The organism is Phreatobacter stygius (genome assembly GCF_005144885.1).
In the GTDB taxonomy this organism is placed as follows: domain Bacteria; phylum Pseudomonadota; class Alphaproteobacteria; order Rhizobiales; family Phreatobacteraceae; genus Phreatobacter; species Phreatobacter stygius.
In genome coordinates, this window is record NZ_CP039690.1 from 5,690,652 (window position 1) to 5,717,017 (window position 26,366).

The 26,366-nt window shown below is 66.7% G+C and carries 24 protein-coding genes; 11 read left to right on the plus strand and 13 right to left on the minus strand.

The window, feature by feature from the left end; all coding sequences use genetic code 11:
* Positions 1 to 8 precede the first annotated feature (8 nt).
* From E8M01_RS26920 to E8M01_RS26935, 4 genes are all read right to left on the minus strand, one after another.
* A complete protein-coding gene (locus tag E8M01_RS26920; protein ID WP_136962965.1) occupies positions 9 to 1,340 on the minus strand; it encodes an aspartate aminotransferase family protein in 1,332 nt (443 codons plus the stop codon).
* Entirely contained in the window at positions 1,337 to 2,230 is an 894-nt protein-coding gene (locus tag E8M01_RS26925) for a MurR/RpiR family transcriptional regulator (protein WP_136962966.1), read from the minus strand. Before E8M01_RS26925 ends, E8M01_RS26920 begins: the two co-directional genes overlap by 4 nt.
* 95 nt (positions 2,231 to 2,325) lie before the next feature.
* On the minus strand, positions 2,326 to 3,297 hold the full coding sequence (locus tag E8M01_RS26930) for a Bug family tripartite tricarboxylate transporter substrate binding protein (RefSeq protein ID WP_136962967.1): 972 nt from the start codon (positions 3,295 to 3,297) through the stop codon (positions 2,326 to 2,328).
* 13 nt (positions 3,298 to 3,310) lie between these two features.
* On the minus strand, positions 3,311 to 4,261 hold the full coding sequence (locus E8M01_RS26935) for a dihydrodipicolinate synthase family protein (protein ID WP_215908808.1): 951 nt from the start codon (positions 4,259 to 4,261) through the stop codon (positions 3,311 to 3,313).
* 211 nt (positions 4,262 to 4,472) lie between these two features.
* Here E8M01_RS26935 and E8M01_RS26940 point away from each other — a divergent pair, with 211 nt between their 5' ends.
* The 5 genes from E8M01_RS26940 (at position 4,473) to E8M01_RS26960 (ending at position 9,148) form a co-directional block, all read left to right on the plus strand.
* Complete coding sequence (locus tag E8M01_RS26940; protein ID WP_136962968.1) at positions 4,473 to 5,861, plus strand: DUF2865 domain-containing protein; 1,389 nt, start codon at positions 4,473 to 4,475, stop codon at positions 5,859 to 5,861.
* A gap of 34 nt (positions 5,862 to 5,895) precedes the next feature.
* The gene (locus E8M01_RS26945) at positions 5,896 to 6,204 is read left to right on the plus strand and encodes a hypothetical protein (protein ID WP_136962969.1); all 309 of its coding nucleotides are present in this window, start codon (positions 5,896 to 5,898) and stop codon (positions 6,202 to 6,204) included.
* 240 nt (positions 6,205 to 6,444) lie between these two features.
* On the plus strand, positions 6,445 to 7,137 hold the full coding sequence (locus E8M01_RS26950; RefSeq protein WP_136962970.1) for an alpha/beta fold hydrolase: 693 nt from the start codon (positions 6,445 to 6,447) through the stop codon (positions 7,135 to 7,137).
* 184 nt (positions 7,138 to 7,321) lie between these two features.
* Positions 7,322 to 8,938, plus strand: a complete 1,617-nt coding sequence (locus E8M01_RS26955; protein ID WP_136962971.1) for an FAD-dependent oxidoreductase — start codon at positions 7,322 to 7,324, stop codon at positions 8,936 to 8,938.
* 15 nt (positions 8,939 to 8,953) lie between these two features.
* Positions 8,954 to 9,148 carry a DUF2783 domain-containing protein gene (locus tag E8M01_RS26960; protein WP_136962972.1) on the plus strand — a complete coding sequence of 65 codons (195 nt, stop codon included), beginning with the start codon at positions 8,954 to 8,956 and terminating at the stop codon, positions 9,146 to 9,148.
* A 15-nt stretch (positions 9,149 to 9,163) separates the two neighbouring features.
* On the opposite strand, the gene E8M01_RS26965 is transcribed toward E8M01_RS26960, so the two are convergent.
* Positions 9,164 to 9,643, minus strand: a complete 480-nt coding sequence (locus E8M01_RS26965; protein WP_136962973.1) for a PACE efflux transporter — start codon at positions 9,641 to 9,643, stop codon at positions 9,164 to 9,166.
* Between the two features lie 94 nt (positions 9,644 to 9,737).
* Between E8M01_RS26965 and E8M01_RS26970 the strand changes: the two genes are divergently transcribed.
* The gene (locus tag E8M01_RS26970; protein WP_136962974.1) at positions 9,738 to 10,637 is read left to right on the plus strand and encodes a LysR family transcriptional regulator; all 900 of its coding nucleotides are present in this window, start codon (positions 9,738 to 9,740) and stop codon (positions 10,635 to 10,637) included.
* A 69-nt stretch (positions 10,638 to 10,706) separates the two neighbouring features.
* The gene (locus E8M01_RS26975; RefSeq protein ID WP_136962975.1) at positions 10,707 to 11,105 is read left to right on the plus strand and encodes a VOC family protein; all 399 of its coding nucleotides are present in this window, start codon (positions 10,707 to 10,709) and stop codon (positions 11,103 to 11,105) included.
* Between the two features lie 31 nt (positions 11,106 to 11,136).
* On the opposite strand, the gene E8M01_RS26980 is transcribed toward E8M01_RS26975, so the two are convergent.
* The 4 genes from E8M01_RS26980 to E8M01_RS26995 form a co-directional block, all read right to left on the minus strand.
* Positions 11,137 to 12,198, minus strand: a complete 1,062-nt coding sequence (locus E8M01_RS26980) for a M48 family metallopeptidase (RefSeq protein ID WP_136962976.1) — start codon at positions 12,196 to 12,198, stop codon at positions 11,137 to 11,139.
* Positions 12,199 to 12,215: 17 nt separating this feature from the next.
* On the minus strand, positions 12,216 to 12,776 hold the full coding sequence (locus E8M01_RS26985; protein WP_136962977.1) for a LemA family protein: 561 nt from the start codon (positions 12,774 to 12,776) through the stop codon (positions 12,216 to 12,218).
* A gap of 135 nt (positions 12,777 to 12,911) precedes the next feature.
* Positions 12,912 to 13,658, minus strand: coding sequence for a hypothetical protein (locus E8M01_RS26990; RefSeq protein WP_136962978.1), 747 nt, complete (start codon positions 13,656 to 13,658; stop codon positions 12,912 to 12,914).
* Positions 13,655 to 15,562, minus strand: coding sequence for an ABCB family ABC transporter ATP-binding protein/permease (locus E8M01_RS26995; protein WP_246088449.1), 1,908 nt, complete (start codon positions 15,560 to 15,562; stop codon positions 13,655 to 13,657). The genes E8M01_RS26990 and E8M01_RS26995 overlap by 4 nt, the downstream gene beginning before the upstream one ends.
* A gap of 282 nt (positions 15,563 to 15,844) precedes the next feature.
* On the opposite strand from E8M01_RS26995, the gene E8M01_RS27000 reads away from it, so the two are divergent.
* Positions 15,845 to 16,456, plus strand: a complete 612-nt coding sequence (locus E8M01_RS27000; protein ID WP_136962979.1) for an LOG family protein — start codon at positions 15,845 to 15,847, stop codon at positions 16,454 to 16,456.
* Positions 16,457 to 16,502: 46 nt separating this feature from the next.
* On the opposite strand, the gene cimA is transcribed toward E8M01_RS27000, so the two are convergent.
* Both cimA and cysS read right to left on the minus strand, forming a co-directional pair.
* Positions 16,503 to 18,095, minus strand: a complete 1,593-nt coding sequence (gene cimA / locus E8M01_RS27005) for a citramalate synthase (RefSeq protein ID WP_136962980.1) — start codon at positions 18,093 to 18,095, stop codon at positions 16,503 to 16,505.
* A gap of 122 nt (positions 18,096 to 18,217) precedes the next feature.
* Complete coding sequence (gene cysS / locus E8M01_RS27010; RefSeq protein ID WP_136962981.1) at positions 18,218 to 19,603, minus strand: cysteine--tRNA ligase; 1,386 nt, start codon at positions 19,601 to 19,603, stop codon at positions 18,218 to 18,220.
* A gap of 361 nt (positions 19,604 to 19,964) precedes the next feature.
* Between cysS and E8M01_RS27015 the strand changes: the two genes are divergently transcribed.
* Entirely contained in the window at positions 19,965 to 20,810 is an 846-nt protein-coding gene (locus tag E8M01_RS27015; RefSeq protein WP_136962982.1) for a hypothetical protein, read from the plus strand.
* A gap of 72 nt (positions 20,811 to 20,882) precedes the next feature.
* Here E8M01_RS27015 and E8M01_RS27020 read toward each other — a convergent pair whose 3' ends face one another.
* Both E8M01_RS27020 and E8M01_RS27025 read right to left on the minus strand, forming a co-directional pair.
* On the minus strand, positions 20,883 to 21,416 hold the full coding sequence (locus tag E8M01_RS27020; protein ID WP_136962983.1) for a CreA family protein: 534 nt from the start codon (positions 21,414 to 21,416) through the stop codon (positions 20,883 to 20,885).
* Between the two features lie 165 nt (positions 21,417 to 21,581).
* Complete coding sequence (locus tag E8M01_RS27025) at positions 21,582 to 22,667, minus strand: hypothetical protein (protein ID WP_136962984.1); 1,086 nt, start codon at positions 22,665 to 22,667, stop codon at positions 21,582 to 21,584.
* A gap of 264 nt (positions 22,668 to 22,931) precedes the next feature.
* On the opposite strand from E8M01_RS27025, the gene parC reads away from it, so the two are divergent.
* Both parC and E8M01_RS27035 read left to right on the plus strand, forming a co-directional pair.
* Positions 22,932 to 25,181 (plus strand): DNA topoisomerase IV subunit A, encoded by a 2,250-nt coding sequence (gene parC, locus E8M01_RS27030; RefSeq protein WP_136962985.1) that lies wholly within the window; start codon positions 22,932 to 22,934, stop codon positions 25,179 to 25,181.
* Between the two features lie 53 nt (positions 25,182 to 25,234).
* Complete coding sequence (locus E8M01_RS27035; RefSeq protein WP_136962986.1) at positions 25,235 to 26,269, plus strand: amino acid ABC transporter substrate-binding protein; 1,035 nt, start codon at positions 25,235 to 25,237, stop codon at positions 26,267 to 26,269.
* Positions 26,270 to 26,366 lie beyond the last annotated feature (97 nt).

Below are 26,366 nucleotides of genomic sequence, written 5' to 3' on the forward strand. Positions count from 1 at the left end.
GAAGTCGCTCAGCCGAGGCCCGACAGGGCCGCGTCGACGGCTTCTGCGAGCCGTTCGACGATCACATCGACAGTGTCGCTGTCGACGATGAAGGGGGGCGCGATCAGCACATGATCGCCGCGCGCGCCGTCGATGGTGCCGCCCATCGGGTAGACCAGCAGGCCGCGCGCCATCGCCTCGCGCTTGATCCGGGCGTGCAGCTTCAGCTTAGGGTCGAACGGCGCCTTGGCGCCGCGGTCGGCGACCAGTTCGATGGCCTGGAACAGGCCGCGGCCCCGGATGTCGCCGACATGGTGGTGATTGCCGAAGCGCTCGGTCAGCCGGCGGCTCAGATGGGCGCCCTGCGCCGTCACATTGTCCAGGAGCCGGTCGCGCTTGATCACCCTCTGCACGGCCAGCGCCGCGGCCGCCGCCAGGGGATGGCCGAGATAGGTGTGGCCGTGCTGGAACAGGCCGGAGCCCTTGGCGAAGGCGTCATAGACATGGCCGGCGACCAGCACGGCGCCGATCGGCGCATAGCCGCCGCCGAGCCCCTTGGCGATGGTCATCAGGTCCGGCGCGATACCCTCCTGCTCGCAGGCGTGCAGCGTGCCGGTGCGGCCCATGCCGCACATCACCTCGTCCAGGATCAAGAGGATGCCGTGCCGGTCGCAGATCTCGCGGACTTGGCGGAAATAGCCCGGCACCGGCGTGATCGCGCCGGAGGTGGCGCCGCCCACCGTCTCGGCGACGAAGGCGATGACCGTCTCAGGCCCGAGCCGGTCGATCTCGGCCGCAAGCTCCCGGGCGAGCCTTTCGCCATAGGCCCCGGGGCTCTCGTCGGCCCGCCGGCCGTGATAGTCGAAACAGGCGGAGACATGGTGCGTCTCGATCAGCAGCGGCTCGAACTGCCGGCGCCGCCATTCATTGCCGCCAATGGCGAGCGCGCCGAGCGTATTGCCGTGATAGCTCTGCTTGCGGCCAATGAAGCGGGTGCGCTGCGGTTCGCCACGCTCGACGAAATATTGCCGCGCCATTTTCATCGCGGCCTCGATCGCCTCCGAGCCGCCGGAGACGAAATAGACATGGCTGATGCCGGGCGGCGCATCGGTCACCAGCGTCGCACCCAGCTCCTCGGCCACCGCGGTGGTGAAGAAGCTGGTATGGGCATAAGCGAGCCTGTCGAGCTGGGCATGCATGGCGGCCAGCACGTCCGGATGCGCATGGCCGAGGCAGGACACCGCGGCGCCGCCCGAGGCGTCGATATAGTCGCGGCCTTGCGCGTCGGTGATGGTCACGCCGCGGCCCGAGGCCGCGACGGGATAGTCTTGCGCGAGGGCGCGGTGCAGAACCTTGGTCATCGGCGGCTCGGTCTCTGCTGGCGGGGGTTGAGATAGGTGTCGAAGGCGGCGAGCTGGCTCTCGCTGCCGGCCAGGGCTTCAAGCGCCTTGTCGCCCTGGCGGGCGGCAACCAGCGCCGCCAGGCATTCGACCGCGGCGAAGGCCGGCGTCATGGTGTGGAAGAAGCTCGGCGTCTCCGTGCGCACCAGCACGACGGCCCCGGCGAGCTTGGCGAGCGGCGACAGCGCGCTGTCGGTCAGGGCGACGATGGTCGCGCCTTGCGCCCGCGCGAATTCGGCGGCCTGCAGGGTCAGCCGGGTATAGGGTTTCACGGTCACCGCGAACAGGATGTCGCCCGGCCCGATGCCGCGCAGCGCATCGACGCCGCGGCCGCCGGCGCCGTCGGCCAGCACCGAAACCGAGCCGACCAGCGCGCGAATGTAATCGAACATGAAGGCCGCGGGGAAAGCCGACCTGAGACCGAAGCAGAACACCCGCTCGGCGCCGGCGATCAGGTCGGCGGCGCGCGCCAGCCGGGCCGCCGAATCCGCACCCGCCAGCGCTTTCAGATGCACGTCGAGCGTGCCGAACATGTCGGTGATCAAAGCCGCGTCGCCGGTGTCGACATGGCGCGAGATCAGCTCGGCGGCGCGGCCGTGAAAGCTGTCCGGCCGTTCGCGGATCGAAGCCGCGAAGGCCTGGCGCAAGGCGTCATAACCGGCAAGGCCGAGCCGCTGGGCGAGTCGGGTCAGCGTCGCCGGCGTCAGGCCGGCGCGCTTGGCCTGTTCGCGGGTGGTCAGCAGCGCCACATCGGCCGGATGATCCAGCACCCAGCGCGCCGCCGACTGCAATTGCGGCGGCAGGCCGTCGAAGCCCTCGGTCAGATCTGCGGTCAGCCTTGCCTCGTCCATGGAGGCGGAGCCTAGCAGGCCTCATGAGGAATGAAACAGATGTTTCATATCCTCCGGAATGATCCGAATGGATCGACGGTTATTGCGCCGCGATGTCATTGCGGTTCGATCTTGGCCTCGGCGACCAGCGCGACATAGCGGGCATATTCGGCCGAGATGAACGCGGCGAAGGCTTGCGAACCGAGATTCTCGGGTTCGAAGCCGAGATCGCCGAGCCGCGATTTGAAACCCTCGCTCGCCACCACCTTGGCAATGGCGCCTTCGAGCGTCGCGACGACCGGCGCCGGCAGTCCGGCCGGCCCCCAGACGCCGTACCAGGTCTCGAGATCGAGGCCCGGATAGCCGAGTTCGGCGAAGGTCGGTACATCCGGCAGGTGCGGCGAGCGCGTCTTGGAGCCGATCGCCAGCGCCTTGACCCGGCCGCCGCGGATCTGCGGCAAGGCCGACAGGATCGGATCGATGAAGGCCGAGACATGGCCGGCGATCAGGTCGTTCACCGCCGGTCCGCCGCCGCGATAGAGCACGAAGGGCAATTGCACGCCGGAGCGCAGCCGGAACAGCTCGGTCATCATGTGTCCGGCCGAACCGAAGCCGGAGATGGCGAAATTCATCTTGGCCGGCTCGGCCTTGGCCTTGGCGATGAACTGGGCCAGCGTATCGACGCCGAGCGAGGGCGGTACCGAGAACACCACCGGGCCGCGGGCGACCTTGTAGATCGGCGTGAAGTCCTTGATCACGTCGAAGCCGGCCGGCTCCTTGCGGGTCAACGGGTTCACGATGTGGATCGAGGCGTTGAAATAGAGCGTGTAGCCGTCGGCCGGCTGCTTGGTGACATAGTTGGCGCCGACGACGCCCGAGGCGCCGGCGCGGTTTTCCACCACGAAGCCCTGTTTCAACTCGCCGTCGAGCCCCTGGGCGACCAGGCGGGCGACCACGTCGACCGGCCCGCCGGCGGCATGCGGCACCACCATGGTGACGCCGCGCGACGGATAGGCCTGGGCCTGCGCGGAGCCGGGCAGGGCAAGGGCGCCGGCGCCGGCAATCTTCAGGAAATCACGACGGTCCATCGGTCCCAGATCCTCAGGCCGCGATCGCCGAAAGCGGCTGGATCTTGTAGGCGTAGCGCTTGTCGAGCCCGAGCTCCTGAATGATGCGGACGCCCTTGGCCAGCGCCTCGCCCTCCAGATTGGTCAGCGGCCGGCGGAGATCGCCGACCGGCAGCCCGACCGCCTTCATCAGCGATTTCACCGCCACCGGATTGATCGCCGAATAGGTGTAGTGGAGCAGCGGCAACAGGCCGAGATAAGCGTTCTTGAAACCCTCGGCTTCGGCATAACCCGTCCAGGGCTTGGAAATGGTGGCGAGTTCGGCCGGCGCCAGATTGCCGGTCATGTTGGCCGTGCCGTGGCCGCCGAGGCTCATGGTCGGCACGACGAGGCCGAGATTGGGGCTGTCGCAGCACATCACCGAGACGTCGGTGCGGGCCGCCAGCACCTGGGCCACCTGGCCGACGCGGGTGGTCGATTCCTTGTGCACCACATAGTTCGGGTGCTTGAAGATGCGGATCAGGTTGTCCCAGTGCAGGTCGGTCTTCACCCGCGGCGGATTGTTGTAGATGCCGAGCGGCAGACTGGTCGCGTCGGCGACGTCGAGGAAGAAGCGCTCGATGTCGCCTTCCGACGCGCAGATATAGGCGGGCGCCGCCAGGATCGCGCCGTCGGCGCCATGGTCGCGGGCGAAATTCACATTGGCGATGGTGGTGTCGGTATTGTTGCCGGTGCAGCCGTAGAACAGCGGCATGCCGGCGGTCTTCATCTTGGCGGTCTCGACGATGATCGCCTTCTTCTCTTCGGGCGACAGCAGCGAGGTCTCGCCGGTCGAGCCCATGATCAGGATGGCGCCGGTGCCGTTGCGCTCATGGAAGCCGAGCAGCTCCCGGAAGGCGCCGAAATCCACCTGTCCGGTCTTGTCGAAGGGCGTGACCAGAGCCACGAAGGAACCGGTGAGCTTCTTGTTCGGCAGTGTCGTCATGGCAGCCTCGATGTCAGGATCGGGGCCGATGCTCCGGCGCGGCTTCCCTGAAGTCAAGGCAGTGCTGCAATGCGGCACGAAGCAACAGTCAATTTGAAATGTTGTTCTTCTGCATCACATGAAATTGCCTTAGTTTTTACCCTCTGTTGACCATGACAAGGCTTGATGAAGCAGCTAGACCGCCAGCGGGCGTAAAATTCATCGAGCGACCATGCTTAAGGTGCAGACCGTGTCGAGCGAAGCGGGAGTGAGGAGGTCGGCGGGCATTTGGCTCGCGACGCTCGGTGTCGCGGCGCTGATGACGTGGCCCGGGGCGGCGCAGGCCCAGATGCCGGCCGTCTGCCAGCAGATCCAGAGCCAGCTCGCCCGTCTCGACAGTGCTCCTTCCGGCGGCGGCAACCGGCGTTTCGCGGCTCTGGCCGGCCGCCAGCGCGGCGAGATTGCCAATGCCCAGCGGCAATATCAGGCCGCCGGCTGCGGCGGCTTCTTCCAGAGCGGCCAATGCGCCGCGCTCAGCCAGCATATTGGCCGGATGCAGGCCAACCTGGCTCAGTTGGACGCGCAGGGCGGCGGCGGCGGTGGCGGCAACGGCCCGCAGCGCGCCCGTCTGATGGCGGCTTTCGACGCCAATGGCTGCCGCGGCGGCGTGCGCCAGGCGGCGGCGCCTTCGCGCGGCGGCTTCTTCTCCGACGAGACGCCCGAGCGGCAGATCTACCGGCGCGCCCAGACGCCGGATGCCGACCGGCCGCAGGCCGCCTATCAGGCGCCGGGCCAGGGTGGTTTCGGCGGCTTCATCGAACAATTGTTCGGCGGCGGCCGGCGCGAACCGGCGCGCCAGGATCCGGCAATGATCGAAACGCCGCCCTCCGACCGGCCGCTGGCGCCGCTCGGCGAGGACGGCGAGCAGCGGCCGCGCGGCGTCGGTTACCGGGCGGTCTGCGTGCGCCTGTGCGACGGCGCCTTCTTCCCGATGACCTCCTCGCCCCGGCCGGGCTCCGGCCTGGACGACGAGGAAATGTGCCAGGTCCAATGCCCGGGTACCGAAGTGGCGCTGTTCCGCATGCGCGACGACCGGATCGAGAACGCGGTCTCGTCGACCGGCCGGTCCTATTCGTCGCTGCCCAACGCGCTGCGCTTCCGCACCCGTTTCGATTCCGCCTGCACCTGCCGGCCGCCCAACGGCTCCTGGGCGGAGACCTTCGCCAACCGGGTCGACCCGACATTGCGCTCCGGCGACCAGGTGGTCTCGGCCGAACAGGCGCGCCTCCTGTCGCTGCCGGTCGCCCAGCGCGCCACCGTGCGCGACGAGATCGCCGCCGAGCAACGGGCGCGCCGCGACGCCGAACGGCAGACCCGCACCGAGCGCAGCCGCGGCCGCGACGGCTCGCTGCCGGCAACCATCGGGCTCGACGGCACGGTCAGGGCGCCGTCGGCGCCCCAGCCGCCCGACATTCGCGGCACCGGCCCGAATGCGGCTCCGGCGGCCGAGCCGCCGGCCGCCACCGAGACGGCGACCGACACCGAGCGCCGGCCGGTGCGCGTCATCGGGCCGGTCCTGGCGCCGCGTGCCGAGGCGCCGCGCCTGCCGAGCGGCGGATGAGCCGTTTCGTTCCGATCCGGCAGTGGTCATGGACATGCTGACTTCCGCTCTGGCCTGGGTTGCGCTTGCCGCGGCGGCGCTCTGGCTCCTGTCGTTCTGGCCGCGCTATGTGGCGAGCCAGCTCGGGCTTCCCGCCAAGGCGTTCCTGAGGAAACCCTGGGCGAGGGGGCTCAAGCCCTATCAGGACCATTGGCCCTTCATTTCCTACGGCTTCTACCGATTTCTGATCACCCGCGGCCATGTGCTTGAAATGATTCTGGCGGTGATCACCTTCGTCATGGTGTCGCGCGCCCTGAGCGTGTTCCTGAAGACCGCCGGCGCGGTCGCGCGCGGCCAGTCCTGAGCTCACCCTTCCCCGACGGTCGGCGCCGAGGCGGGGCGGGCCGGCCAGGTCACAGTGTTGGATCGAGCGTCCTTCCAGGCTGATCAAATTGCTCTGACAGCGCGCCCTCCGGCGGCTAAAATGCGCGTGGCTGGCCGGGGTCCGGATCAAGGCTTCAGGTCGGTGCCAGGCGTCCCTGGGGCCTGGTTGAGCCCGGCCGCTCAATCAGCATCGTGAGGTTGCCGGATCAGGAGGCCGACGATGACTACCAAGCTGAATATTCTGTTGGTCCATGGCGCATGGGGCGACGGCTCGCATTGGCGCCACGTCATTCCGCCGCTGCATTTCAGAGGCTATCGGGTCTGGGCGGCGCAGAATCCGCTCACCTCATTGGCCGAGGATATCGAGCGCACGACCAAGCTCGCTGGGAGCCGGGATGGCCCGACCCTGCTCGTCGGCCACTCCTATGGCGGAATGGTCATCACGGGCGCGGGGCACCTGCCTGATGTCGTGGGCCTGGTCTATGTTGCAGCCTTCGCCCCCGACGAAGGCGAAAGCCCCGGCGGCATTTTCGCGCTGCGGGAACCACCGCCGGGAGCGGCCATCATTCGTCCGGATCAACACGGGTTCCTCTGGCTCGACCCGGACCGATTCCGCGAATGCTTCTGCCAGGATGTCGACAAGGCCGAGGCGCTGGTCATGGCACTGGCGCAGAAGCCGATCGCGGCCCGCTGTTTCGATGACGCGTCTGGACCGCCGGCATGGAAAGTGAAGCCGAGCTGGTACCAGATTTCTGCGAACGATCGCATGATCCCGCCGGAAACCCAGCGCTGGTTCGCGGAACGCATGAACCCCAGGAGGACGATGACCTTGCCGGCGAGCCATGCTTCCCTGGCGTCGCATGCCGACGAAATCGTCGCCCTGATCGAGGAAGCGGCCGAGGCGGTCATGTGAGGGCTCGCGCGACCGCGCCCATTGCCGTGCTGCGGGGCCCGAAAGATCGTGCGTCGTCCTGAAGCCGCGGGCGCCGTGGCCTGCGAGCAAGTGGTAAGCTCGCCATCTCGACAGTGGACGGCCGGCCGCGCCATGGTGCATGAAGGTCGTCGGTCGTTGCATTTGTAACCATCCGCGGGCGCGCATGAACCAGAAGACGGCGGGCGAGCCGGTCACCCACAGCTATCAATTCGCTTATCGTCGTTCCCCCGACCAGGATGCGGCCGATCCCGTGCGCCATCCGGTCGTGGTGATCGGCGCGGGGCCGGTCGGCCTGACGCTTGCCGTCGATCTCGCCCTTCAAGGCCTCAATGTCGTGCTGCTCGATGATTCCGACCGGATCGGCGAGGGCAGCCGTGCGATCTGTTTTGCCAAGCGGACCCTGGAAATCTTCGATCGGCTCGGCGTCGGTGAAGGCCTGGTCGACAAGGGCGTCACCTGGCAGCGCGGCCGGGTTTTCCTTGGCGAGGGCGAACTCTACGACTTCGACCTGCTGCCCGAGGGCGGCCACAAGATGCCGGCCTTCATCAACATCCAGCAATATTACGTCGAGGCGGCGCTGGCCGCCCGCGTCGGCGAACTCGAAGATTTCATCGACCTGCGCTGGCGCAACCGGGTCACCGGCGTCAGCCGGCATTCGGATGGCGTGACGCTGACCATCGAGACCCCTGAGGGCGACTATCGGCTGGCGGCCGACTGGGTGGTGGCCTGCGACGGGTCGCGCTCGCCGGTGCGGACGCTGATGGGGCTCGATTTCGCCGGCGAGGCCTTCGACGACCGCTTCCTGATCGCCGATGTGAAGATGACCGCGGCGTTTCCGACCGAACGCTGGTTCTGGTTCCAGCCGCCGTTCCACGCCGGCCAGTCGGCGCTCCTGCACAAGCAGCCGGATGATGTCTGGCGGATCGACCTGCAGCTCGGTCGCGACGCCGATATCGAGATCGAGCGGCAGCCGGATCATGTCATTCCGCGCATCAGGCGCATGCTCGGCCATGGCGATTTCACCCTGGAATGGGTGTCGATCTACACTTTCCAATGCCGCCGGCTCGACCAGTTCGTCCATGGCCGGGTGATCTTTGCCGGCGACAGCGCCCATCAGGTCTCGCCCTTCGGCGCGCGCGGCGCCAATTCCGGCGTGCAGGACGCGGAAAACCTCGCCTGGAAGCTCGGCGCCATGATCCATGGCGAAGCGGGCCCCGGCCTGCTCGAAAGTTATGACGCCGAGCGCGGCGCGGCGGCCGACGAGAATATCCTGAACTCGACCCGCGCCACCGATTTCATCGCGCCGCCGAGCCCGGGCGAGCAGCGCCTGCGCGACGCCGTGCTGGCGCTTGCGCGCACCACGGCCTTTGCCAAGCGCATGGTCAATTCCGGCCGGCTGTCGACCGCCACCACCTATGATACGGCCTTGTCGACGCCCGATGTCGAAGCCTGGGGCGGCTCGGCGAGATTGGGCGCGCCGGCGCCCGACGTGCCGCTGGGTCTTGCCGGCGGCCGGCGGGGGTTCCTGTCCGAGGTCGTCGGCGGCGGCTTCGTCGTGCTGACGGTCCACGACCACGCGCCGCCGGTGGCGCCCGCGGGTGTGACCCTGATGGTGATCGGCACCGACCTGACCGATGCCGAAGGCCTGTTCGCCAGCCGCTTCGACGCCCGGCCCGGCTCGACCTATCTCTTGCGCCCCGATGGTCATCTGACGGCCCGCTGGCGCAGTTTCGATGCCCGGGCGATCCTTGCCGCCCGGCGCCGTGCGCTCGGCCTCTGACCTCGGGAGCCCTCGATGGCCCAACTCGACACCGCCTCGCGTTTTGCCGATCCGGATTCAGCCTTCCGCCTGCTGGTCGAGGCGCATCGCGGGTTGTCGGAAACCGAGAGCGCCGATCTCAATGCCCGGCTGGTGCTGTTGCTCGCCAATCACATCGGCGATGCCGACGTGCTTGCCGAGGCCATCGCGGCCGCCCGCAAGGCGGGTTAGCCGCGATGGGTCGCATCAGGCCATCGCGTCGCTGAAAGCCGGTGCCTTGGCCAGTTCCTTGGCCGGTTCCTTGGCCGGCGTCTTGACCGGCAGCGGGAAGGCGCGGTCATAGGCCAGGTTGAACACGAAGGCATAGACCACGTAGAAGCCGGCGATCGCGATATCCATGATGAAGGCCTCCATCAGGCTGATGCCGAGATACCAGGCAATGGCCGGCAGCAGGACCAGCAGCAGTCCGGCTTCGAACAGCAGGGCGTGGGCGATACGCACCGGCAGGCTCTTGGCGACCCGGCCGGTCAGCCGCAGCATCAGGTGATCGAAGCCGAGATTGTAGACATAGTTCCAGATGGTGGCGACGATCGAGCTGCCGACGCCGATGACGCCCATCTGCTCCAGGCCGATGCCGAACAGCCAGCTGCCGGCCGGCAGGACGATGGCCAGGCTGACGAGTTCGAACAGAATGGTGTGGCGGATACGGTCGGCGGTCGTGCGCATGACGAAAACGGGCTCTTGCAGGAATGACTGATGCGGCGTCTTCTATCTTGATATCCGGCATTCTCAAGTTAGATACCATCTGGATTGGAGATAGATGAGCATTTCCCTGGAGCAGATGGAGGCTTTCGTCGCCGCCGCCGAGGCGGGCTCGTTTTCGGCTGCCGCCCGCCGCCTCGGCCGCGTCCAGTCGGCGGTGAGCACCCAGGTCGCCAATCTCGAGATCGATCTCGGGGTGAAGCTGTTCAGCCGCGCCGGCCGCTATCCGAAGCTGACCGCCGCCGGTGAGCGGCTGCTGGCCGAGGCGCGCGTCGTGATCGAGCGGCGCGAGCATTTCATTGGCGTCGCGGCGAGCCTCGAGCAGGGCGTCGAGGCACGGCTGGTGCTGGCGCTCGACGAACTCTATCCGGAAAGCAAGATCGGCGAGCTGATGGCGGCCTTCGCCGCCGAGTTTCCCTCGGTCGAGCTGGAGATCCTGTTTCCCTTGATGGAGGACGTCAGCCGCATGGTGCTCGATGGCAGCGCCGATCTCGGCATCATGTGGCGCCAGGAGGTGCTGCCGCCGGCGCTGGGCTTCCACACCATCGGCTGGGTGCCGCTGCAACTGGTCTGCGCGCGCGATCATCCGCTCGCCCGCGCGCGCGTCGCCTGGGAAGAGCTGAAGCGCCACCGCCAGCTGATGCTGGCGACCCGTTCCGACAGTCAGGAGAAGATGCGCCTGCGGGTCGCCGCCGAGGTCTGGTGGGTGGAAAGCCACTGGGTGATCCTGGAACTGGTCAAGCACGGCATCGGCTGGGCCTTCGTGTCCGATCACGTGATCGCCGCCTCCTCCACCCGTCCGCATCTGGTCACGCCGGAACTGCAGTTCGACAACAGCGACTGGCCGGTGGCCCTCGAGCTGATCTGGCACAAGCAGCGCAAGCCCGGCCGGGCGGCCTCCTGGCTCAAGGATCGTTTCTCGCGCGAGCGGATCGGGCTGGACTGGGACGGCACATGAGATGAGCGGGTCCGGCTATCGCCTGGACTCGCCGGGCAGGCTAATCTCCCCGGCGCTCAGGAGAACCGCATGTATAGCCACGTGACTGCCGGCACCAATGACATCGAGCGCTCGCGCGCCTTTTACGACGCGACGCTGGGCGCGCTCGGTTTTGTCAGGCGCTGGGATTTCCCGGCATCGTCGGGCTATGCGCCGCAAGGCGAGATGCGCCCGCAATATTGGATCCTGCGGCCCTTCGACGAAAATCCGGCACGCGCCGGCAATGGCGTCATGCCGGGCTTCCTGGCGCTCGACCGGGCGGCGGTCGATGCCTTCTACCGTGCGGCCCTGGCCCATGGCGGCCAGGACGAGGGCCCGCCCGGCCTGCGCCCGCATTACCACCCGCATTATTACGGCGCCTATGTCCGCGATCCCGACGGCAACAAGCTCTGCGCCTGCTGCCATCAGCCCTATCCCGGCGACAAATAGGCGGTTCGCGGCACCGTTTCCCGGCCGCCGCTCAGGCCCGCGGCCGGGCGCCCCAGGGGCCGCGATCCTGCACCATGGTCGGCAGGTCCTGGCGGTCGCGCATCGCCGGCGGATGCGGCGGCATGGCCTGCGGCAGCCGGCCGCCGGCCATGTCGACCAGGGCCTGGACCCGCTTGGTGATCGAGGGGTGGGTCGAGAACAGGTCGCTGATATCGTCAGGATCGTTCTCGAAACACATGTCCATCAGCCCGGACGGCACGCCGTCGATATCGGCGCGGCCGGAAATCTTCAGAAGCGCCGAGATCATCGCGTCCGGGTTCTTGGTCAGTTCCACCGCGCCGGCATCGGCGAGATATTCGCGCGAGCGCGACAGCGACAGGCGGATCACGACCGCCAGGAACCACGACACCACGATGAGCGCGACGCCGATCGCGACCGCCGCGAAATTGGCCTTGCGGCTGTCGTCCGAGGAGGACGACCGGAAGCCGCCGCTGGTGAACATGCGGAAGGTGATCTCGCCGATCAGCGAGAGGACGCCGGCGATCACCACCGCGATGATCATCAGCCTGACGTCGCCATTGCGGATATGGGTCAGTTCATGGGCCAGCACCGCCTCGATCTCGGCGTCGTCGAGCGTGTTGATCAGCCCGGAGGTCACCGTGATGGTGAACTGCTTGTCGTTGACGCCGCTGGCAAAGGCATTCAGCGCGTCGCTTTCGACGATGGCGAGCTTGGGCATGGTCAGGCCACGCGAGATGCAGAGGTTCTCCAGCATCTTGTAGAGTTTCGGATTGTCCGCGCGGGTGACGCCGGTTGCGCCCGACATGGTGCCGACCAGGGCGACGTTGAAGCGGTAGCCGATCAACACCCAGACGAGCGTGCCGAGCGTCACGAAGGGCAGGGCCCAGAGGAACGTCCGGAAGGTCTCGAGCTTGACGTTGGCGCCATAGGGCAGGCCGTTCAGCCCATGGAACACCAGGATCACGCCGAAGGTCATGAGATAGGCGAGCAGGAACAATCCGGCGATCAGAAAGCCGGACCGGATCCTGTTGTTGCGGATATGGCTGTAGAGCCCGAAGGCCTGGCCCGGCATGGGCGTCTGGCCCGCCGTCAGAACTTCACGGTCGGTGGCGCGGCATCCATGGTGGTGCGCGCATCCGCTCCGACATCGAAGAATTCCCTGGCCGCGAAACCCATCTGCTGGGCGAACAGCACGGCCGGGAAAGCCTGGATCGCGGCATTGAACTCGCTCACCGCATTGTTGAAGAAGCGGCGGGCGGCGGCGAGCTTGTTCTCGACATCGGTGAGGTCGGTCTGCAATTGCTGGAAATTGGCGCTGGCCTTGAGGTCCGGATAGGCTTCGGCGAGCGCCAGAAGCCGGCCGACCGCACCGCTCAGCTGCTGTTCGGCCGCAGCCTGGGCCGCCGGTCCCTGCGCGGCCTGGGCGGCGTTGCGCGCCTCGACCACGGCCTCCAGCGTGCCGCGCTCGTGCGCCGCATAACCCTTCACCGTCTCGACCAGATTGGGGATCAGGTCGTGGCGCTGCTTCAACTGCACGTCGATGTCGGCGAAGGCCTGGTTGACCCGCTGCTGCATGCCGACAAGGCCGTTATAGATGAAGATCGCATAGACGACGAGGAGGGCGATGACGCCGACAATGGCCCAAACCATGGTTGTTCCTTTTCACACGCGGTCCGGCCACCGTGGCACGGGCGCGGTCTCGAGGGAAGCTGGCGTGCAGCAACAGCCTTGCTCAACCGTTTGGAGATCATTGCGGGGCGGGGCGCGCCGGCCGCGGCCGCCCGGTCAGCTCGACGGCCGGCCCTTGCCGGTGAGCCAGGGCGACACCGCGCCCCAGGGCCGGTCGAGCGGCGTGCCGTGCGCCGGCCGTTCCTCGCGCGGCAAGGTCAGCTGGTGGATCTCCAGGATCGGCAGAGGCGGCCCGGAATAGTTCTCGCTGACCAGCAGTCCGGACTTGGCGCCGCGCACCAGCACCGCATCCGAGGGCGCCGCCGAGAACACGGCTTCGCCGGGCACCCGCTCGCGGCCGATCAGCTTGGTCTCCTCGAAGGCGACCGCGCCGCCATTGTCGGCGTGCAGCACATAGAGCAGCGGCAGTTTTTCCGCCTCCTGGTAGCCGATCGCCTCGACGAAGCGCCAGCTTTCCTCGACCACCTCTTCGGATGCGATATCGGCGGCCAGCGCCCGCTTGGCGGCGGTCATGCGGGCCCGCTTGGCGACCACCCGGACCACGCCCGCGCCGCCCCAGACGGCCAGCCAGAGCAGGGCCGCGATGGTCCAGGTCCGATCGGTGCCGAATGACAGGCCGGTGGCGAATTGCAGGCCCCAGGCGGCCAGCAGCACCAGCGGGCCAATGAAGATCAGCGACAGGAGGCCGAGGCCGATGCCTGAGCCGACCTCGGCGAGATCGGCCTGCGGCTGCAGGCGCAGCTCGTCCAGCGCTTCTTCCAGCACGGCGCGCTCGACAGTGTCGGCGGGCCGTCGATAGGAAAGCGACAGGGGCCTTTCACGTGCCTCGACCATGGGCGTCATTCCGCCGCCTCTTGGGGCGTCTTGCTGGAGGGTTCGCTCAGCAGTTCACTGATCGATTCTTGCGATTGTGAGGCAGGCTCCTGAGCCCGCGCCGGTACGCCGCGATCGAGGCCGGCGATCTTCTCCTGGGCCTCGGCTGCCTCGCGCTGGCGATTCCACAATCCGGCATAGAGGCCGCCGCGCGCAAGCAGTTCGCCATGGGTGCCGCGTTCGGCGACCCGGCCGCCGTCGAGCACGATGATCTCGTCGGCGCCGACGATGGTCGACAGCCGGTGGGCGATGACGATCGCCGTGCGGTTCTCCGCCACCTTGTCGAGCGCACCCTGGATCTCGCGCTCGGTATGGCTGTCGAGTGCCGAGGTCGCTTCGTCCAGCACCAGGATCGGCGGCGACTTCAGGATGGTGCGGGCGATCGCCACGCGCTGCTTCTCGCCGCCCGAGAGTTTCAGGCCGCGCTCGCCCACCTCGGTCTCATAGCCCTCCGGACTGTGCCGGATGAACTCGTGGATCTGGGCGAGCCTGGCGGCCGCCTCGACCTCGGCGTCATCGGCGTCCCAGCGGCCGTAGCGGATATTGTAGCGGATCGTGTCGTTGAACAGCACCGTGTCCTGCGGCACCATGCCGATGGCGTGGCGCAGCGAGCCCTGGGTGACCTCGCGGATATCCTGGCCGTCAATGGTGATGCGGCCGCCGGATATCTCGTAGAAGCGGAACAGCAGGCGCGAGATGGTCGATTTGCCGGCGCCCGACGGGCCGACGATCGCCACCGTCTTGCCGGCCGGCACCTCGAAGGTCACGCCCTTCAGGATCGGCCGGGCCGGATCGTAAGCGAAGGTGACATTGTCGAAGCGGATCGCGCCGCCATTGACGGCGAGCGCCGGGGCGTCCGGCTTGTCCTGGATTTCCGGATTGCGGTCGAGGATCTGGAACATCGCCTCGATGTCGGTCACCGCCTGTTTGATCTCGCGATAGACCATGCCCATGAAATTGAGCGGCTGGTAGAGCTGGATCATCATGGCATTGATCATGACGAAGTCGCCGACCGTGTTGCGGCCCTGGGCAATGTCGATGGCGCACATCACCATGCAGGCGGTCATGCCGAGCGTGAAGATCACCGCCTGGCCCGAGTTCAGCACGGCGAGCGAGGTATAGGCCTTGGTGGAAGCCGCCTCGTATTTCTCCATGGAGACGTCGTAGCGGGCCTTTTCGCGCGCCTCGGCGCCGAAATATTTCACCGTCTCGTAGTTCAACAGCGAGTCGATCGCCTTCACATTGGCGTTGTTGTCGCTGTCGTTCATGTCGCGACGGATGCTGATGCGCCATTCGGTCGCCGAATAGGTGAACCAGAGATAGAGCACCACGGTCGCCAGGATCACCGCGACATAACGCCAGTCGAACATCCACAGGAGCACGCCGACGATCATCACCAGCTCGATGATGGTCGGCGCCAGCTGCAGCATCAGCATGCGCACGATGGTCTCGATGCCGTTGCGGCCGCGCTCCAGCACGCGGGTCAGCCCGCCGGTCTTGCGCTCCAGATGGAAGCGCAGCGACAGCTTGTGCATGTGCTCGAAGGTGATCAGCGCCAGCCGCCGGACCGCATGCATCGACACCTTGGCGAACAGGCCGTCGCGCATCTGGGTGATCAGCGCCATGACGATGCGGGCAAGGCCGTAGCCGAGCGTCAGCGCCACTGGCGGCGCCATCAGCCACAGCCACCACGACATGTCGGCGACCCTCGGGGCTGCCAACGCGTCGGTCGCCCATTTGAAGGTGAACGGCACGACCATGGTCACGAGCTTGGCGACCATCAGCATGACCATGGCCCAGACCACCCGGAGCTTCAGGTCGGCGCGGTCGCCCGGCCAGATGAACGGCCACAGATGCAGGATGGTGCGCGACAACGCTCCGCCATCCGCGGAAACGCGGGGGCGTGCGGAATGGCTCCGCGCCGTGTCGTGATCGGATGTCGACAAAATGGTCTCAGGTCCTTGGGGAGCGCTGGAGCGCCGTTTTCTGGAACCGATATAAGCACAGTGCGGGGCCTTTGCAGGGGGCCTCGCGCATGCCAGCCGCGACCGGCGCCCGTGGCGCGCCCGCTGCAGTGCAAGAACGGTTTGATATGACAGGCTGACCCGGCGCCTCAGGCCCGCTATTGTGACCCGTGAGATTCACGGGGACCCGTCATGGCCACCATTCGTTCCATTTGCGTCTATTGCGGCTCGGGCAATGGTCATGCCGCGGTTCACCTGCAGGCGGCCAAGGAATTCGGCGCGGCCATGGGCAAGGCTGGCCTCCGGCTGGTCTATGGCGGCGGCGGCACCGGCCTGATGGGCGCGCTGGCCGGCGCGGTCATCGAGAATGGCGGCCAGGTGACCGGCATCATTCCGGAATTCCTGAAGCGCAAGGAAATGGCGATGGACGGCGTGCAGGAAATGATCACGGTTCCCGACATGCATGTCCGCAAGATGATGATGTTCCACAAGGCCGACAGCTTCGTCGCGCTTCCCGGCGGCATCGGCACGCTCGAGGAACTGGTCGAGCAATTGACCTGGGCCCAGCTCGGCCGGCATCGCAAGCCCGTGGTCATCGCCAATATCGCCGGCTTCTGGGATCCCCTGAAGGTGCTGCTCGCCCATATGCGCGAAGAGGGCTTCATCCGGCCGGAACTGGCGGTGAAATACACCCTGGTCGAGCGCGCCGCCGAGATCATCCCGACCTTGCAGGAAGCCGTTGCCGACCTGCCCGACGAGGCGCTGTCGGAGGAGCATGAGCCGGTGCTGATCGGCAAGATGTGAGGCGAGGGGGCTCAAGCCCCCCTCGCAAGCTGCCGTCCAGACGACCTCAGATCCCCACGCCGTCCTTCACCAGCTTGTAGGTGATGCTGTCGGTCAGCGCCTGGAAGCTCGCGTCGATGATGTTGGGCGAGACGCCGACCGTCGTCCAGGTCTCGCCCTGGCCGTCCTTGCTCTCGATCAGCACGCGGGTCACAGCGCCGGTGCCGCCGTTGAGGATGCGCACGCGAAAATCGACCAGTTCGAGGTCTTCGATGAACCGCTGGTATTTGCCGAGGTCCTTGCGCAGCGCCGCGTCCAGGGCGTTGATCGGACCATTGCCTTCGGCCGCCGAGATCAGTTCCTCGTCGCCGACCTTCACCTTCACGGTTGCTTCCGAGAACGACACGAGATCGCCGAGCGCGTTCCAGCGTCGCTCGACATTGACCTTGAAGCGCTCGACCTCGAAGAACACCGGCACTTCGCCCATCATCCGCTTGGCGAGCAGGAAGAACGAGGCGTCAGCCCCTTCATAGGCATAACCGAGGCTTTCGCGCTCCTTGACCTCGTCGAGGATGCGCGCGACGCGCGGGTCGTCCTTGGCGACGGTGAGACCGACGCGCTCGAGCTCCGCCAGCACGTTCGACTTGCCGGCCTGTTCGGAGACCAGCACGTGGCGCCGGTTGCCGACGCTGGCGGGTGGCACATGCTCGTAGGTCTCCGGCTCCTTCATGACCGCCGAGGCATGGATGCCGGCCTTGGTGGCGAAGGCCGAGGCGCCGACATAGGGCGCGTGGCGGTTGGGCGACCGGTTCAGCAGTTCGTCGAGCCTGCGCGACGCCGAGGTGAGGTGGGTCAGCCGATCGGCGCTGACGCCGATCGAAAAGCGCTCGGCATAAGCCGTCTTCAGCAGGAGCGTCGGGATGATGGAGGCGAGATTGGCATTGCCGCAGCGCTCGCCGAGCCCGTTCATCGTGCCCTGGATCTGCCGGCAGCCGGCGCGCACGGCGGCCAGCGAATTGGCCACCGCCTGTTCGGTGTCGTTGTGCGCGTGGATGCCGAGATGGTCGCCGGGCACGTGGCGGGCCACCTCGCCGACGATCTCGAAGACCTCTTCGGGCAGCGTGCCGCCATTGGTGTCGCACAGCACCACCCAGCGGGCGCCGGCCTCGAAGGCCGTGCGGGCGCAGGTCAGCGCATAGGCGGGATTGGCCTTGAAGCCGTCGAAGAAATGCTCGCAGTCGAGCATCACCTCGAAGCCGCGGGCCTTGGCTGCTGCAACCGAGTCGCGGATGCCTTCGAGGTTCTCGTCCAGCGTCGCGCCGAGCGCGACATGGACGTGATAGTCCCAGGCCTTGGCGACGAAACAGATGGCATCGGCCTCGGCTTCCAGGAGGGCCGCGACGCCGGGATCATTGGCGGCCGAGCGGCCGGCGCGCTTGGTCATGCCGAAGGCGGTAAAGCCGGCGCGATAGGACCGCTTCTCGGCGAACAGGGCGGTGTCGGTCGGATTGGCGCCGGGATAGCCGCCCTCGATATAGTCGAGGCCGAGATCGTCGAGCAGGGCTGCGATCTTCAGCTTGTCGTCCAGGGTGAAATCGACGCCGGTGGTCTGCGCGCCGTCGCGCAAGGTGGTGTCGAAGAGATAGAGGCGTTCGGTCATGACGCGGCCTTAGAAAAACGCTCGACCCGCCCGTGGCGTTGATGGTCGAACCCGGAATTGGCAGGGACGGAGGCTGAACCGCTTGGGCGACGCTGAGGCGCGACCACCGGCGGGAGGGGCGCTCAACGCGCCACCTCCCAGGTGGTAATCGGCTCGCCCGTGACCTTGTCCTTGCCGTCCTTCAGCTGGATGCCCATGGCGGCGAGATCGTCGCGGATCCGGTCGGATTCGGCGAAATCCTTGGCCTTGCGAGCGGTCAGCCGGGCCGCGACCATGTCCTCGATCCGCGCCACGTCCTTCTCGTCCTCGCCCTCGGCGCTGGTCAGCTCGGCCGCCCGGGCGCCGTCGAAGCCCATCAGCGACAGCGCCGCCTTGAGGCCGGCAAGATCGCCGTGCTTTTCGAGGCCATGCAGCTCGGCAATGGTCTTGGCCGTGTTGAGGTCATCCGACAGCGCGTCGAGCACCGGCGTCGGCACGGCGCCGGCCACGATGCCGGCCGTCACCCGGTACCAGTGCTCCAGCGTCTTCCAGCTTTCCTCCATGGCGCGCACCGTCCAGTCGATCGGCTGGCGGTAATGGCCCTTCATCATGGTCAGCCGCAGCACTTCGCCCGGCCAGGCCTCGCCCTCCCAGCCGTCGAGCAACTCCTGGATGGTGACGAAATTGCCGAGGCTTTTCGACATCTTGTCGCCTTCCACCTGCAGGAAGCCGTTATGCATCCAGACATTGGCCATGACGCCGTGGCCGAAGGCGCAGGTGGTCTGCGCCACCTCGTTCTCGTGGTGGGGGAAGACCAGGTCGATGCCGCCGCCATGGATGTCGAACACCTCGCCGAGGTGTTTCCAGCTCATCGCCGAGCATTCGATATGCCAGCCGGGGCGGCCCGCTTGCGTGATGCCGCAGGGGCTCGGCCAGCCCGGCTCGTGCGGTTCGCGCGATGGTTTCCACAGCACGAAATCCATTTCCGAGCGCTTGTAGGGCGCGACGTCGACCCGGGCGCCGGCGATCATGTCGTCGAGCGGCCGGCGTGACAGCTTGCCGTAATCGGGCATTGAAGGCACCGAGAACAGCACATGGTCCTCGGCGACATAGGCATGGCCCGAGGCGACCAGCTTCTCGCAAATCACCTTCATCTCGTCGATATGATCGGTGGCGCGCGGCTCGACGGTGGGCCGAAGCGCGCCGAGCGCGTCGATCGCCCGATGAAAGCGCGCCGTGGTGCCCTGGGTCAGCTCACCAATGGTAATGCCGCGCTCATAGGCGCGCTTGTTGATCTTGTCGTCGAGGTCGGTGATGTTGCGGGCATAGGTGACGTGATCCGCGCCATAGGTGTGGCGGAGCAGCCGGAACAACAGATCGAAGATGATCACCGGCCGGGCATTGCCGATATGGGCGTCGTCATAGACCGTCGGGCCGCAGACATACATGCGCACGTTCGTCTCATCGATCGGACGGAAGACGTCCTTCGCGCGTGTCAGCGTGTTGTAGAGCCTGATCGTCATGGCCATCCTCGCAAAGCTCAAGCACTCCGCTGGCCGGGGAGTGATCTTTTGCTTCAAGGGACGAGGCAAAGAACGTCTACCGGCCAGCGCTAACGCTCAGCCGCAAATAATCCCGGAAATGATCGAGAAACCGTTCATGGCGCCGAGATAGCGCAGATTGCACCGACGTCGTCAAGCGGGACAAGGGATCGCGTGCGCATCAACCCTCTGCCACGAAGACGTGGGCGAGGGTTGATGTGTGGCGCGCGCGGCATCATGCCCCACTCGTCACCGGATCCACTCGCTGCGGCGCTGGATTTCGGCATTGAGGCTACAGGCGACCCGATCCGCGCGCCACGGCGGCCGCGTCTGGCCGGCACGAGCCCTTGTGCTCGCGATATTTGCAGAGGGCCTCAGGACCCTCTTGACGTGCAGGGGGCGCCCGGAACATAAAAAGAACATCTCGGGGCGTCGTTCGATTGCCGCCTGCGAGCAGCGAAGAAGGTCTCCGCCGATGCGTTTGCCGGTTCTTGTGCTGACGACCCTCGGGTTTCTTGGGATGAACCTGGCCCGTGCCGATGACATGAGGGTCACCACGGCGTTTGGAACGCTGACGATCGACAGCACGAACGACAAGAAATGTGCCGTTTCAGGCGGACGGCAGCTCTATTGCACCGAAGAAGAGCAGCTGACTTTCCCGGGGCGACCGATCCTGCTGCAGAACTACACGGTGGTCTTCCTGGATGAGGATTGCGGCGGGTCGGCCTGCGGAATTCCCTCCACCCGCTTCATCGTGCAGTCGGCAAACAATGTGCGCTATCAGGCCGGGCCGTTCGAGGCGAGCTGGTCGAACGGCACGCCGCGAAGGACCGGTCCGGATTCCTTTTCGATCGCCTTGCCCTATTTCGACGGCAAGATCCGCTCGATGACCTTCGTCAACGGCGAGTTCACCTTCGAGGCGCGTCCGGCGGTGGGGCCGCTGCGGCTGACCGGCGCGCATTGCGAAAGTCTATATCGACAGGCCCTGCGGGAGTGCAGCCGCATGGATGCCGCATGCGCGCAGGGGGTCTCCGGCCTGTCGATGGCGAACCAGCGGCTCGTCAACGGCTTGCGCGGGCTGTATCAGCGGTTCCAGGACGACGAGTTCGAAAAATTGTGCGAGCAGGCCTGTACCAGCAAGCGGCTGCCCGTGCGGGCGAACTTCAACCGCGCGATCTGCCGGCACAGGACCTGAGCGAGCCGATCTGCCGGCACAGGACCTGAGCGAGCCAGGGCGTGCCGGCCTATCCGTTGCAGGCGCGCCGGCCTAGCGGATCCACTCGCTGCAACGCTGGATCTCGGCATTGGCGCCCCAGGGCATGATCGGCACGGTGGAGGTCGAGTTCTGCGGCGAGCCGTCGATCAGCTTGTCGGAATAGATCATATAGACCAGCACGTTGCGGGCGGCGTCGCAGCCCCGCACGATCTGCACGCGCTTGAAGAAGAACGACCGTCCCTCGGAAAACACCACGTCGCCCTGGCCGGAGCGACTGCGGAAGCGGATCGGCGCGATCTGCCGGCAGGCGAGAGACACGTCCGACAGCTGTTCGGCGAAGCCGAAGGTGCCGGCCCAGCCGCCCTTTTCCGGCACGGTGAAATGGCAGGCCACCCCCTCCACATCGGGGTCGTCGATGCCATAGGTGGCGAGCTTGTCGTTGGGCGACAGGAGCCGGAACACGGTCGAGCGGCGGAAGATCAGGTCCGGCCGGTCGCCGGCGGCCCGGGCCTCGAGCGCGGGAAGCGCCAGGGCGAGCGCGAGAACGGCGGGGGCGAGCAGGGCGGCGACAAGGCGGTGGATCATCGGAGGGCTCTCATCGGGTCGTCGTTGTCTCTGAAGGCTGCAACTTAGCCTCCTGGTGCAACGTTCCGATAGCTGTCTTCGCCGCCAGGCCTTCACCGCCAGGCTTTCGCCGCCAAGCCTTCGCCGCCAAGCCTTGGCAAGCCAGCACGCCCGGTCGTGCCTGGATCAGTGCGCCTTGCCGCCAGGGCTCGCGCCGGCGGCGGCGGCCTCGGCCGCTTCCCGCGCCTCGTAATATTCGGCGGTGAATTTGACCGACCAGTGGTCGAAGAACGACTTCGTGCGCTGGCTGATGGTTTCCGGATGCGCGGTGTGGGTGCTCCGGTAATGCTCGGCATAACGCGTGACGACCGGGCCGACGAGCGGCGCCCGCGACAAGATGTGCACCAGGCCGGCAGCCGCCTTGCCGAGCGCTGCGCCGACGGTTGCGGCCGAGGCCCTGAGAACCTGCGACGCGGACCGGCACAGGCCGGCGAGACCGGTCGACCGGGCGGTTCGCCGGACGGTCTGAAACGCCTTGATCATGGCGCTGTCGGTCTGCCGATAGCGCAGCCCGAGCTTCTGCATCATCGGCAGATCGGCGATCTGTCGGCAGAGGCGCGAGAGCGCTCCGACAAAAGGGTGCTGCCGGGCTTGCGGCCAGGCCGCCGGGTAGACCGGCAGGACCAGCAGCTTGCTCTTGGCAAGGATGGTGGCGACACCGTGCAGCAGCTGCATCCAGGACGGCAGGGTGGCTGCCTTGGCGATCAGCACCGCATGGGCCGCGGTGGCGGCACCAAACGAAATCGGTATCCAGAGCACCGCGGCGACGATCACCAAAAGGGCCGTGCGCGGCGTCAGGGTCTTGCAGTTCCTGAAGACCCAGGCCATCCCGGCTTCGAACGCATGATGCACCGATTCTTCGAAGGCGTGGTAGCTGATCCGCTGCCTGAGCCAGGCCCAGCCTTGCTTCAGGGCCTCGCGCCAGGCCTGGCTCCTGTCCCCGGGCAAGGGCAGCAGTCCGACGATGGCCTGCGCCAGCCGCGCCAGCCCGTCACCGACGATCCGCAGGGTGAACAGGGGAAAACGCATCAATTGGAGCAGCAGCGGGAACAGATAGTCGAGAAGATGCATCAGCAGCGAAAGCGCTGCGCGTACCAGCCTCCGGGCGGCGACCGCCACGAGCACCACCGGCAGCAGAACGATGTCGTCCAACCCCGGGCCGAACGCGGCCGGCGCGGAGGGCGTGGTGGAACTGGTGTCACCGCTGTTCAAGGGGCCTCCGGGGTCTTAGTCGGTCTAGCTGCGCCGATCCCAGGACAATTAAGCATCGGAGAGACGGCGGAAAGAGGTCCGCGGGCCGAAATGATATGATTGTCGGGGCCTCGATCCGCGAGCCGGGTGCGGCCTCTCGTCGCGATCGGACCGGCCACGAAATCCACCGGCCATTCGCGACGGTCCGAGGTTCGCCGCTTGTTCCCCTTGCTTCCTCCGCCTAATCAGTGGATCTGAGCATCCCCCGATTCGCGAGGCACGAACATGGGCGAACGTATCTTGCCGCCCGGTGGTGGCGAAGACGGCGTCGAGAACATCAATCTGCGCGAGGCGCTCGAAGAGCGCTATCTCGCCTATGCGCTGTCGACCATCATGGGCCGCGCGCTGCCGGATGCCCGTGACGGCCTGAAGCCGGTCCACCGGCGCATCCTGCACGCCATGCGCCTGTTGAAGCTCGATCCGGGCACGGCGTTCAAGAAATGCGCCCGCATCGTCGGCGACGTCATCGGTAAGTACCATCCGCATGGCGACCAGTCGGTCTATGACGCGCTGGTGAGGCTCGCCCAGGACTTCGCCCAGCGCTACCCGCTGGTCGACGGCCAGGGCAATTTCGGCAATATCGACGGCGATAACGCGGCCGCCTACCGTTATACCGAAGCGCGCATGACCGAGGTCGCGGCGCTGCTGCTCGAGGGCATCGGCGAGGACGCGGTCGATTTCCGCAAGACCTATAACGAGGAGGACGACGAGCCGGTCGTCCTGCCGGGCGCCTTCCCGAACCTGCTCGCCAACGGCTCCCAGGGCATCGCGGTCGGCATGGCCACCTCGATCCCGCCGCACAATGCCGCCGAGATCTGCGACGCGGCGCTGCACCTGATCGCCAATCCCGATTGCACCACGCGCGACCTGGTCGCCCATGTGCCCGGGCCGGATTTCCCCACCGGCGGCATCATCATCGAGGGCCGGGCGTCGATCCAGGAGGCCTATGAGACCGGCCGCGGCGGCTTCCGCACGCGGGCGCGCTGGCACCAGGAGGATACCGGCCGCGGCACCTACCTGATCGTGGTCACCCAGATCCCCTATGGCGTCGCCAAGGGCCGGCTGATCGAGAAGATCGCCGAGCTGATCATCGACAAGAAGCTGCCGCTGATCGCCGATTTCCGCGACGAGAGCGCCGAGGACATCCGGCTCGTCTTCGAGCCGAAGTCGCGCAATGTCGACGGCGGGCTGATGATGGAAAGCCTGTTCAGGCTGACCGAGCTGGAAAGCCGCATCCCGCTCAACATGAACGTGCTGATGCAGGGCCGGATCCCCAGGGTGGTCGGCCTGAAGGAAGTGCTGCGCGAATGGGTCGACCATCGCCGCGACGTCCTGCTGCGCCGCTCGCGCCACCGGCTCGCCGAGATCGAGCGGCGGCTGGAAGTGCTCGCCGGCCTGATCATCGCCTATCTCAATATCGACGAGGTGATCCACATCATCCGCACCGCGGATGAGCCCAAGAAGGCGCTGGTCGTTCGTTTCGAGCTGACCGAAGTCCAGGTCGAAGCCATTCTCAACATGCGCTTGCGGTCCCTGGCCAAGCTCGAGGAGATCGAGCTGCGCAAGGAGCATGACGAGCTGTCCAAGGAGAAGGACGGCATCGTCAAGCTGATCGGCTCGGAAGCGCTGCAGTGGAAGACCATTGCCTGGGAAATCAGCAAGGTCAAAAACCAGTTCAGCAAGGACACCCCGCTCGGCAAGCGCCGCACCACCTTCGGCGAGGCGACCGAGCATGACGAAGGCGCCATGGCCGAGGCGCTGGTCGAGCGCGAGCCGATCACCGTCGTGGTCTCCGAAAAGGGCTGGATCCGGGCGCTGAAGGGCCATGTCCAGGACCTGTCGACCCTGACCTTCAAGACCGACGACCGGCTGAAGATCTCGTTTACCGCCGAGACCACGTCCAAGCTCCTGGTCTTCGCCACCAACGGCAAGGTGTTCACGCTCGAGGGCTCGAAACTGCCCGGCGGCCGCGGCGCCGGCGAGCCGATCCGCCTGATGATCGATCTCGAACAGGAGCACGACATCGTCGAGGTCGTGCAGTTCAAGGGCGGCCGCAAGGTGCTGGTCGCCTCCAAGGACGGCCGCGGCTTCGTGGTGCCCGAGGACGAACTGGTCGCCAATACCCGCAAGGGCAAGGGCGTCATGGGCGTCGATACGCCCGATGAGCTCACAGCCATCCGCTTCGTCGAGGGCGAACATGTCGCCGTCATCGGCGAGAACCGCAAGCTGCTGGTCTTCCCCTTGAACCAGGTGCCGGAAATGACCCGCGGCAAGGGCGTGCGCCTGCAGAAATACAAGGGCGGCGGCCTCGCCGACGTGAAGACCTTCGCGCTCGCCGAAGGGCTGACCTGGAAGGATTCCTCCGACCGCACCTGGACGGTCGGCGAAAAGGACCTCAGCGAATGGATCGGCAACCGGGCCGATGCCGGCCGCCTGCCGCCAAAGGGCTTCCCCAAGAACAACAAGTTCGGTTGAATGGCTGGCGAAGCGGCAGCTTAAGCCGCGCGACCAGCGGGAACCGAAACCAGATGACCATCGTGAAGACCTTGATGGCGGCGACAGCCGCCGTCGCATTCGGGCTCGTGCCGGCGCTCGCCCAGAATTCCGGCCCGGCGGCGACGCTCCAGAAGATCCGCGAGCGCGGCTACATCCTGTGCGGCGCGAGCCAGGGCGTGCCGGGTTTTTCCCAGCCCGACGACAAGGGCATCTGGCGCGGCTTCGACACCGATTTCTGCCGGGCCCTGGCCGCCACCATTTTCGACGACCCCGACAAGGCGCGCTATCTGCCGCTGGCCTCCAAGGACCGGCTGATCTCGCTGCAGGGCGGCAATATCGACGTGCTGGCCCGCACCACCACCTGGTCGATCGGCCGCGAAATCAGCCAGGGCCTCGCCTTCACCGCCATCAGCTATTACGACGGCCAGGGTTTCCTGGTGCGCAAATCGGCCGGCCTGAAGTCGGTGCGCGACCTGAACGGCGCCACCATCTGCGTGTCGCAGGGCACCACCAACGAGCTCAACCTCGCCGACTATTTCCGCGCCAACAACCTGACCTACAAGGTGGTCACCTTCGGCAGCCTGGACGAGGTCTCCAAGGCCTATGAGACCGGCCGCTGCGATGCCTACACCACGGACATGTCGCAGCTCGCCACCAACCGTTTCCTGATGCAGGTGCCGGATGACCACATGGTCCTGCCGGAGATCATCTCCAAGGAGCCGCTCGGGCCCTGGGTGCGAAAGGGCGACCCGCAATGGTTCGACATCGTCCGCTGGAGCCTGTTCGTGCTGCTGGCGGCCGAGGAGCTCGGCATCACCAAGGCCAATCTGCCGGAGCATCTGGCCAGCACCAATCCCGAGGTCCGGCGCCTGCTGGGCCTCGACGGTAATTTCGGCGAGACGCTCGGCCTGTCACGCGACTGGGCGGCCCGGATCATCCGCCATGTCGGCAATTACGGCGAGAGTTTCGAGCGCAATCTCGGTGCGGGCAGCCGCATTGGCCTGCCACGCGGCGCCAACCAGCTCTGGAACCGCGGCGGCCTGCAATATTCGCCGCCGTTCCGGTGAGGTGAGGGGCGAATAGCGAGTAGCGAATAGGGAGTGGGGAAGCGGCGGCGCGCATGAACCCTCGCCCGCGCCGTCGCGGGAGAGGGTGGCCGCGTCA

Excerpts from the sequence above, each read along its gene's own strand:
- parC (WP_136962985.1), top strand. The coding sequence starts at position 22,932 with ATGGGCGAACGTATCTTGCCGCCCGGTGGTGGCGAAGACGGCGTCGAG.
- E8M01_RS26920 (WP_136962965.1), bottom strand. The coding sequence starts at position 1,340 with ATGACCAAGGTTCTGCACCGCGCCCTCGCGCAAGACTATCCCGTCGCG.
- E8M01_RS26970 (WP_136962974.1), top strand. The coding sequence starts at position 9,738 with ATGAGCATTTCCCTGGAGCAGATGGAGGCTTTCGTCGCCGCCGCCGAG.
- E8M01_RS26925 (WP_136962966.1), bottom strand. The coding sequence starts at position 2,230 with ATGGACGAGGCAAGGCTGACCGCAGATCTGACCGAGGGCTTCGACGGC.
- E8M01_RS26930 (WP_136962967.1), bottom strand. The coding sequence starts at position 3,297 with ATGGACCGTCGTGATTTCCTGAAGATTGCCGGCGCCGGCGCCCTTGCC.
- E8M01_RS26965 (WP_136962973.1), bottom strand. The coding sequence starts at position 9,643 with ATGCGCACGACCGCCGACCGTATCCGCCACACCATTCTGTTCGAACTC.
- E8M01_RS26935 (WP_215908808.1), bottom strand. The coding sequence starts at position 4,261 with ATGACGACACTGCCGAACAAGAAGCTCACCGGTTCCTTCGTGGCTCTG.
- E8M01_RS26940 (WP_136962968.1), top strand. The coding sequence starts at position 4,473 with ATGCTTAAGGTGCAGACCGTGTCGAGCGAAGCGGGAGTGAGGAGGTCG.
- E8M01_RS26960 (WP_136962972.1), top strand. The coding sequence starts at position 8,954 with ATGGCCCAACTCGACACCGCCTCGCGTTTTGCCGATCCGGATTCAGCC.
- E8M01_RS26945 (WP_136962969.1), top strand. The coding sequence starts at position 5,896 with ATGCTGACTTCCGCTCTGGCCTGGGTTGCGCTTGCCGCGGCGGCGCTC.
- E8M01_RS26990 (WP_136962978.1), bottom strand. The coding sequence starts at position 13,658 with ATGACGCCCATGGTCGAGGCACGTGAAAGGCCCCTGTCGCTTTCCTAT.
- E8M01_RS27000 (WP_136962979.1), top strand. The coding sequence starts at position 15,845 with ATGGCCACCATTCGTTCCATTTGCGTCTATTGCGGCTCGGGCAATGGT.
- E8M01_RS27035 (WP_136962986.1), top strand. The coding sequence starts at position 25,235 with ATGACCATCGTGAAGACCTTGATGGCGGCGACAGCCGCCGTCGCATTC.
- E8M01_RS26950 (WP_136962970.1), top strand. The coding sequence starts at position 6,445 with ATGACTACCAAGCTGAATATTCTGTTGGTCCATGGCGCATGGGGCGAC.
- E8M01_RS26985 (WP_136962977.1), bottom strand. The coding sequence starts at position 12,776 with ATGGTTTGGGCCATTGTCGGCGTCATCGCCCTCCTCGTCGTCTATGCG.
- E8M01_RS26980 (WP_136962976.1), bottom strand. The coding sequence starts at position 12,198 with ATGCCGGGCCAGGCCTTCGGGCTCTACAGCCATATCCGCAACAACAGG.
- E8M01_RS27020 (WP_136962983.1), bottom strand. The coding sequence starts at position 21,416 with ATGATCCACCGCCTTGTCGCCGCCCTGCTCGCCCCCGCCGTTCTCGCG.
- E8M01_RS26975 (WP_136962975.1), top strand. The coding sequence starts at position 10,707 with ATGTATAGCCACGTGACTGCCGGCACCAATGACATCGAGCGCTCGCGC.
- cimA (WP_136962980.1), bottom strand. The coding sequence starts at position 18,095 with ATGACCGAACGCCTCTATCTCTTCGACACCACCTTGCGCGACGGCGCG.
- E8M01_RS26955 (WP_136962971.1), top strand. The coding sequence starts at position 7,322 with ATGAACCAGAAGACGGCGGGCGAGCCGGTCACCCACAGCTATCAATTC.
- cysS (WP_136962981.1), bottom strand. The coding sequence starts at position 19,603 with ATGGCCATGACGATCAGGCTCTACAACACGCTGACACGCGCGAAGGAC.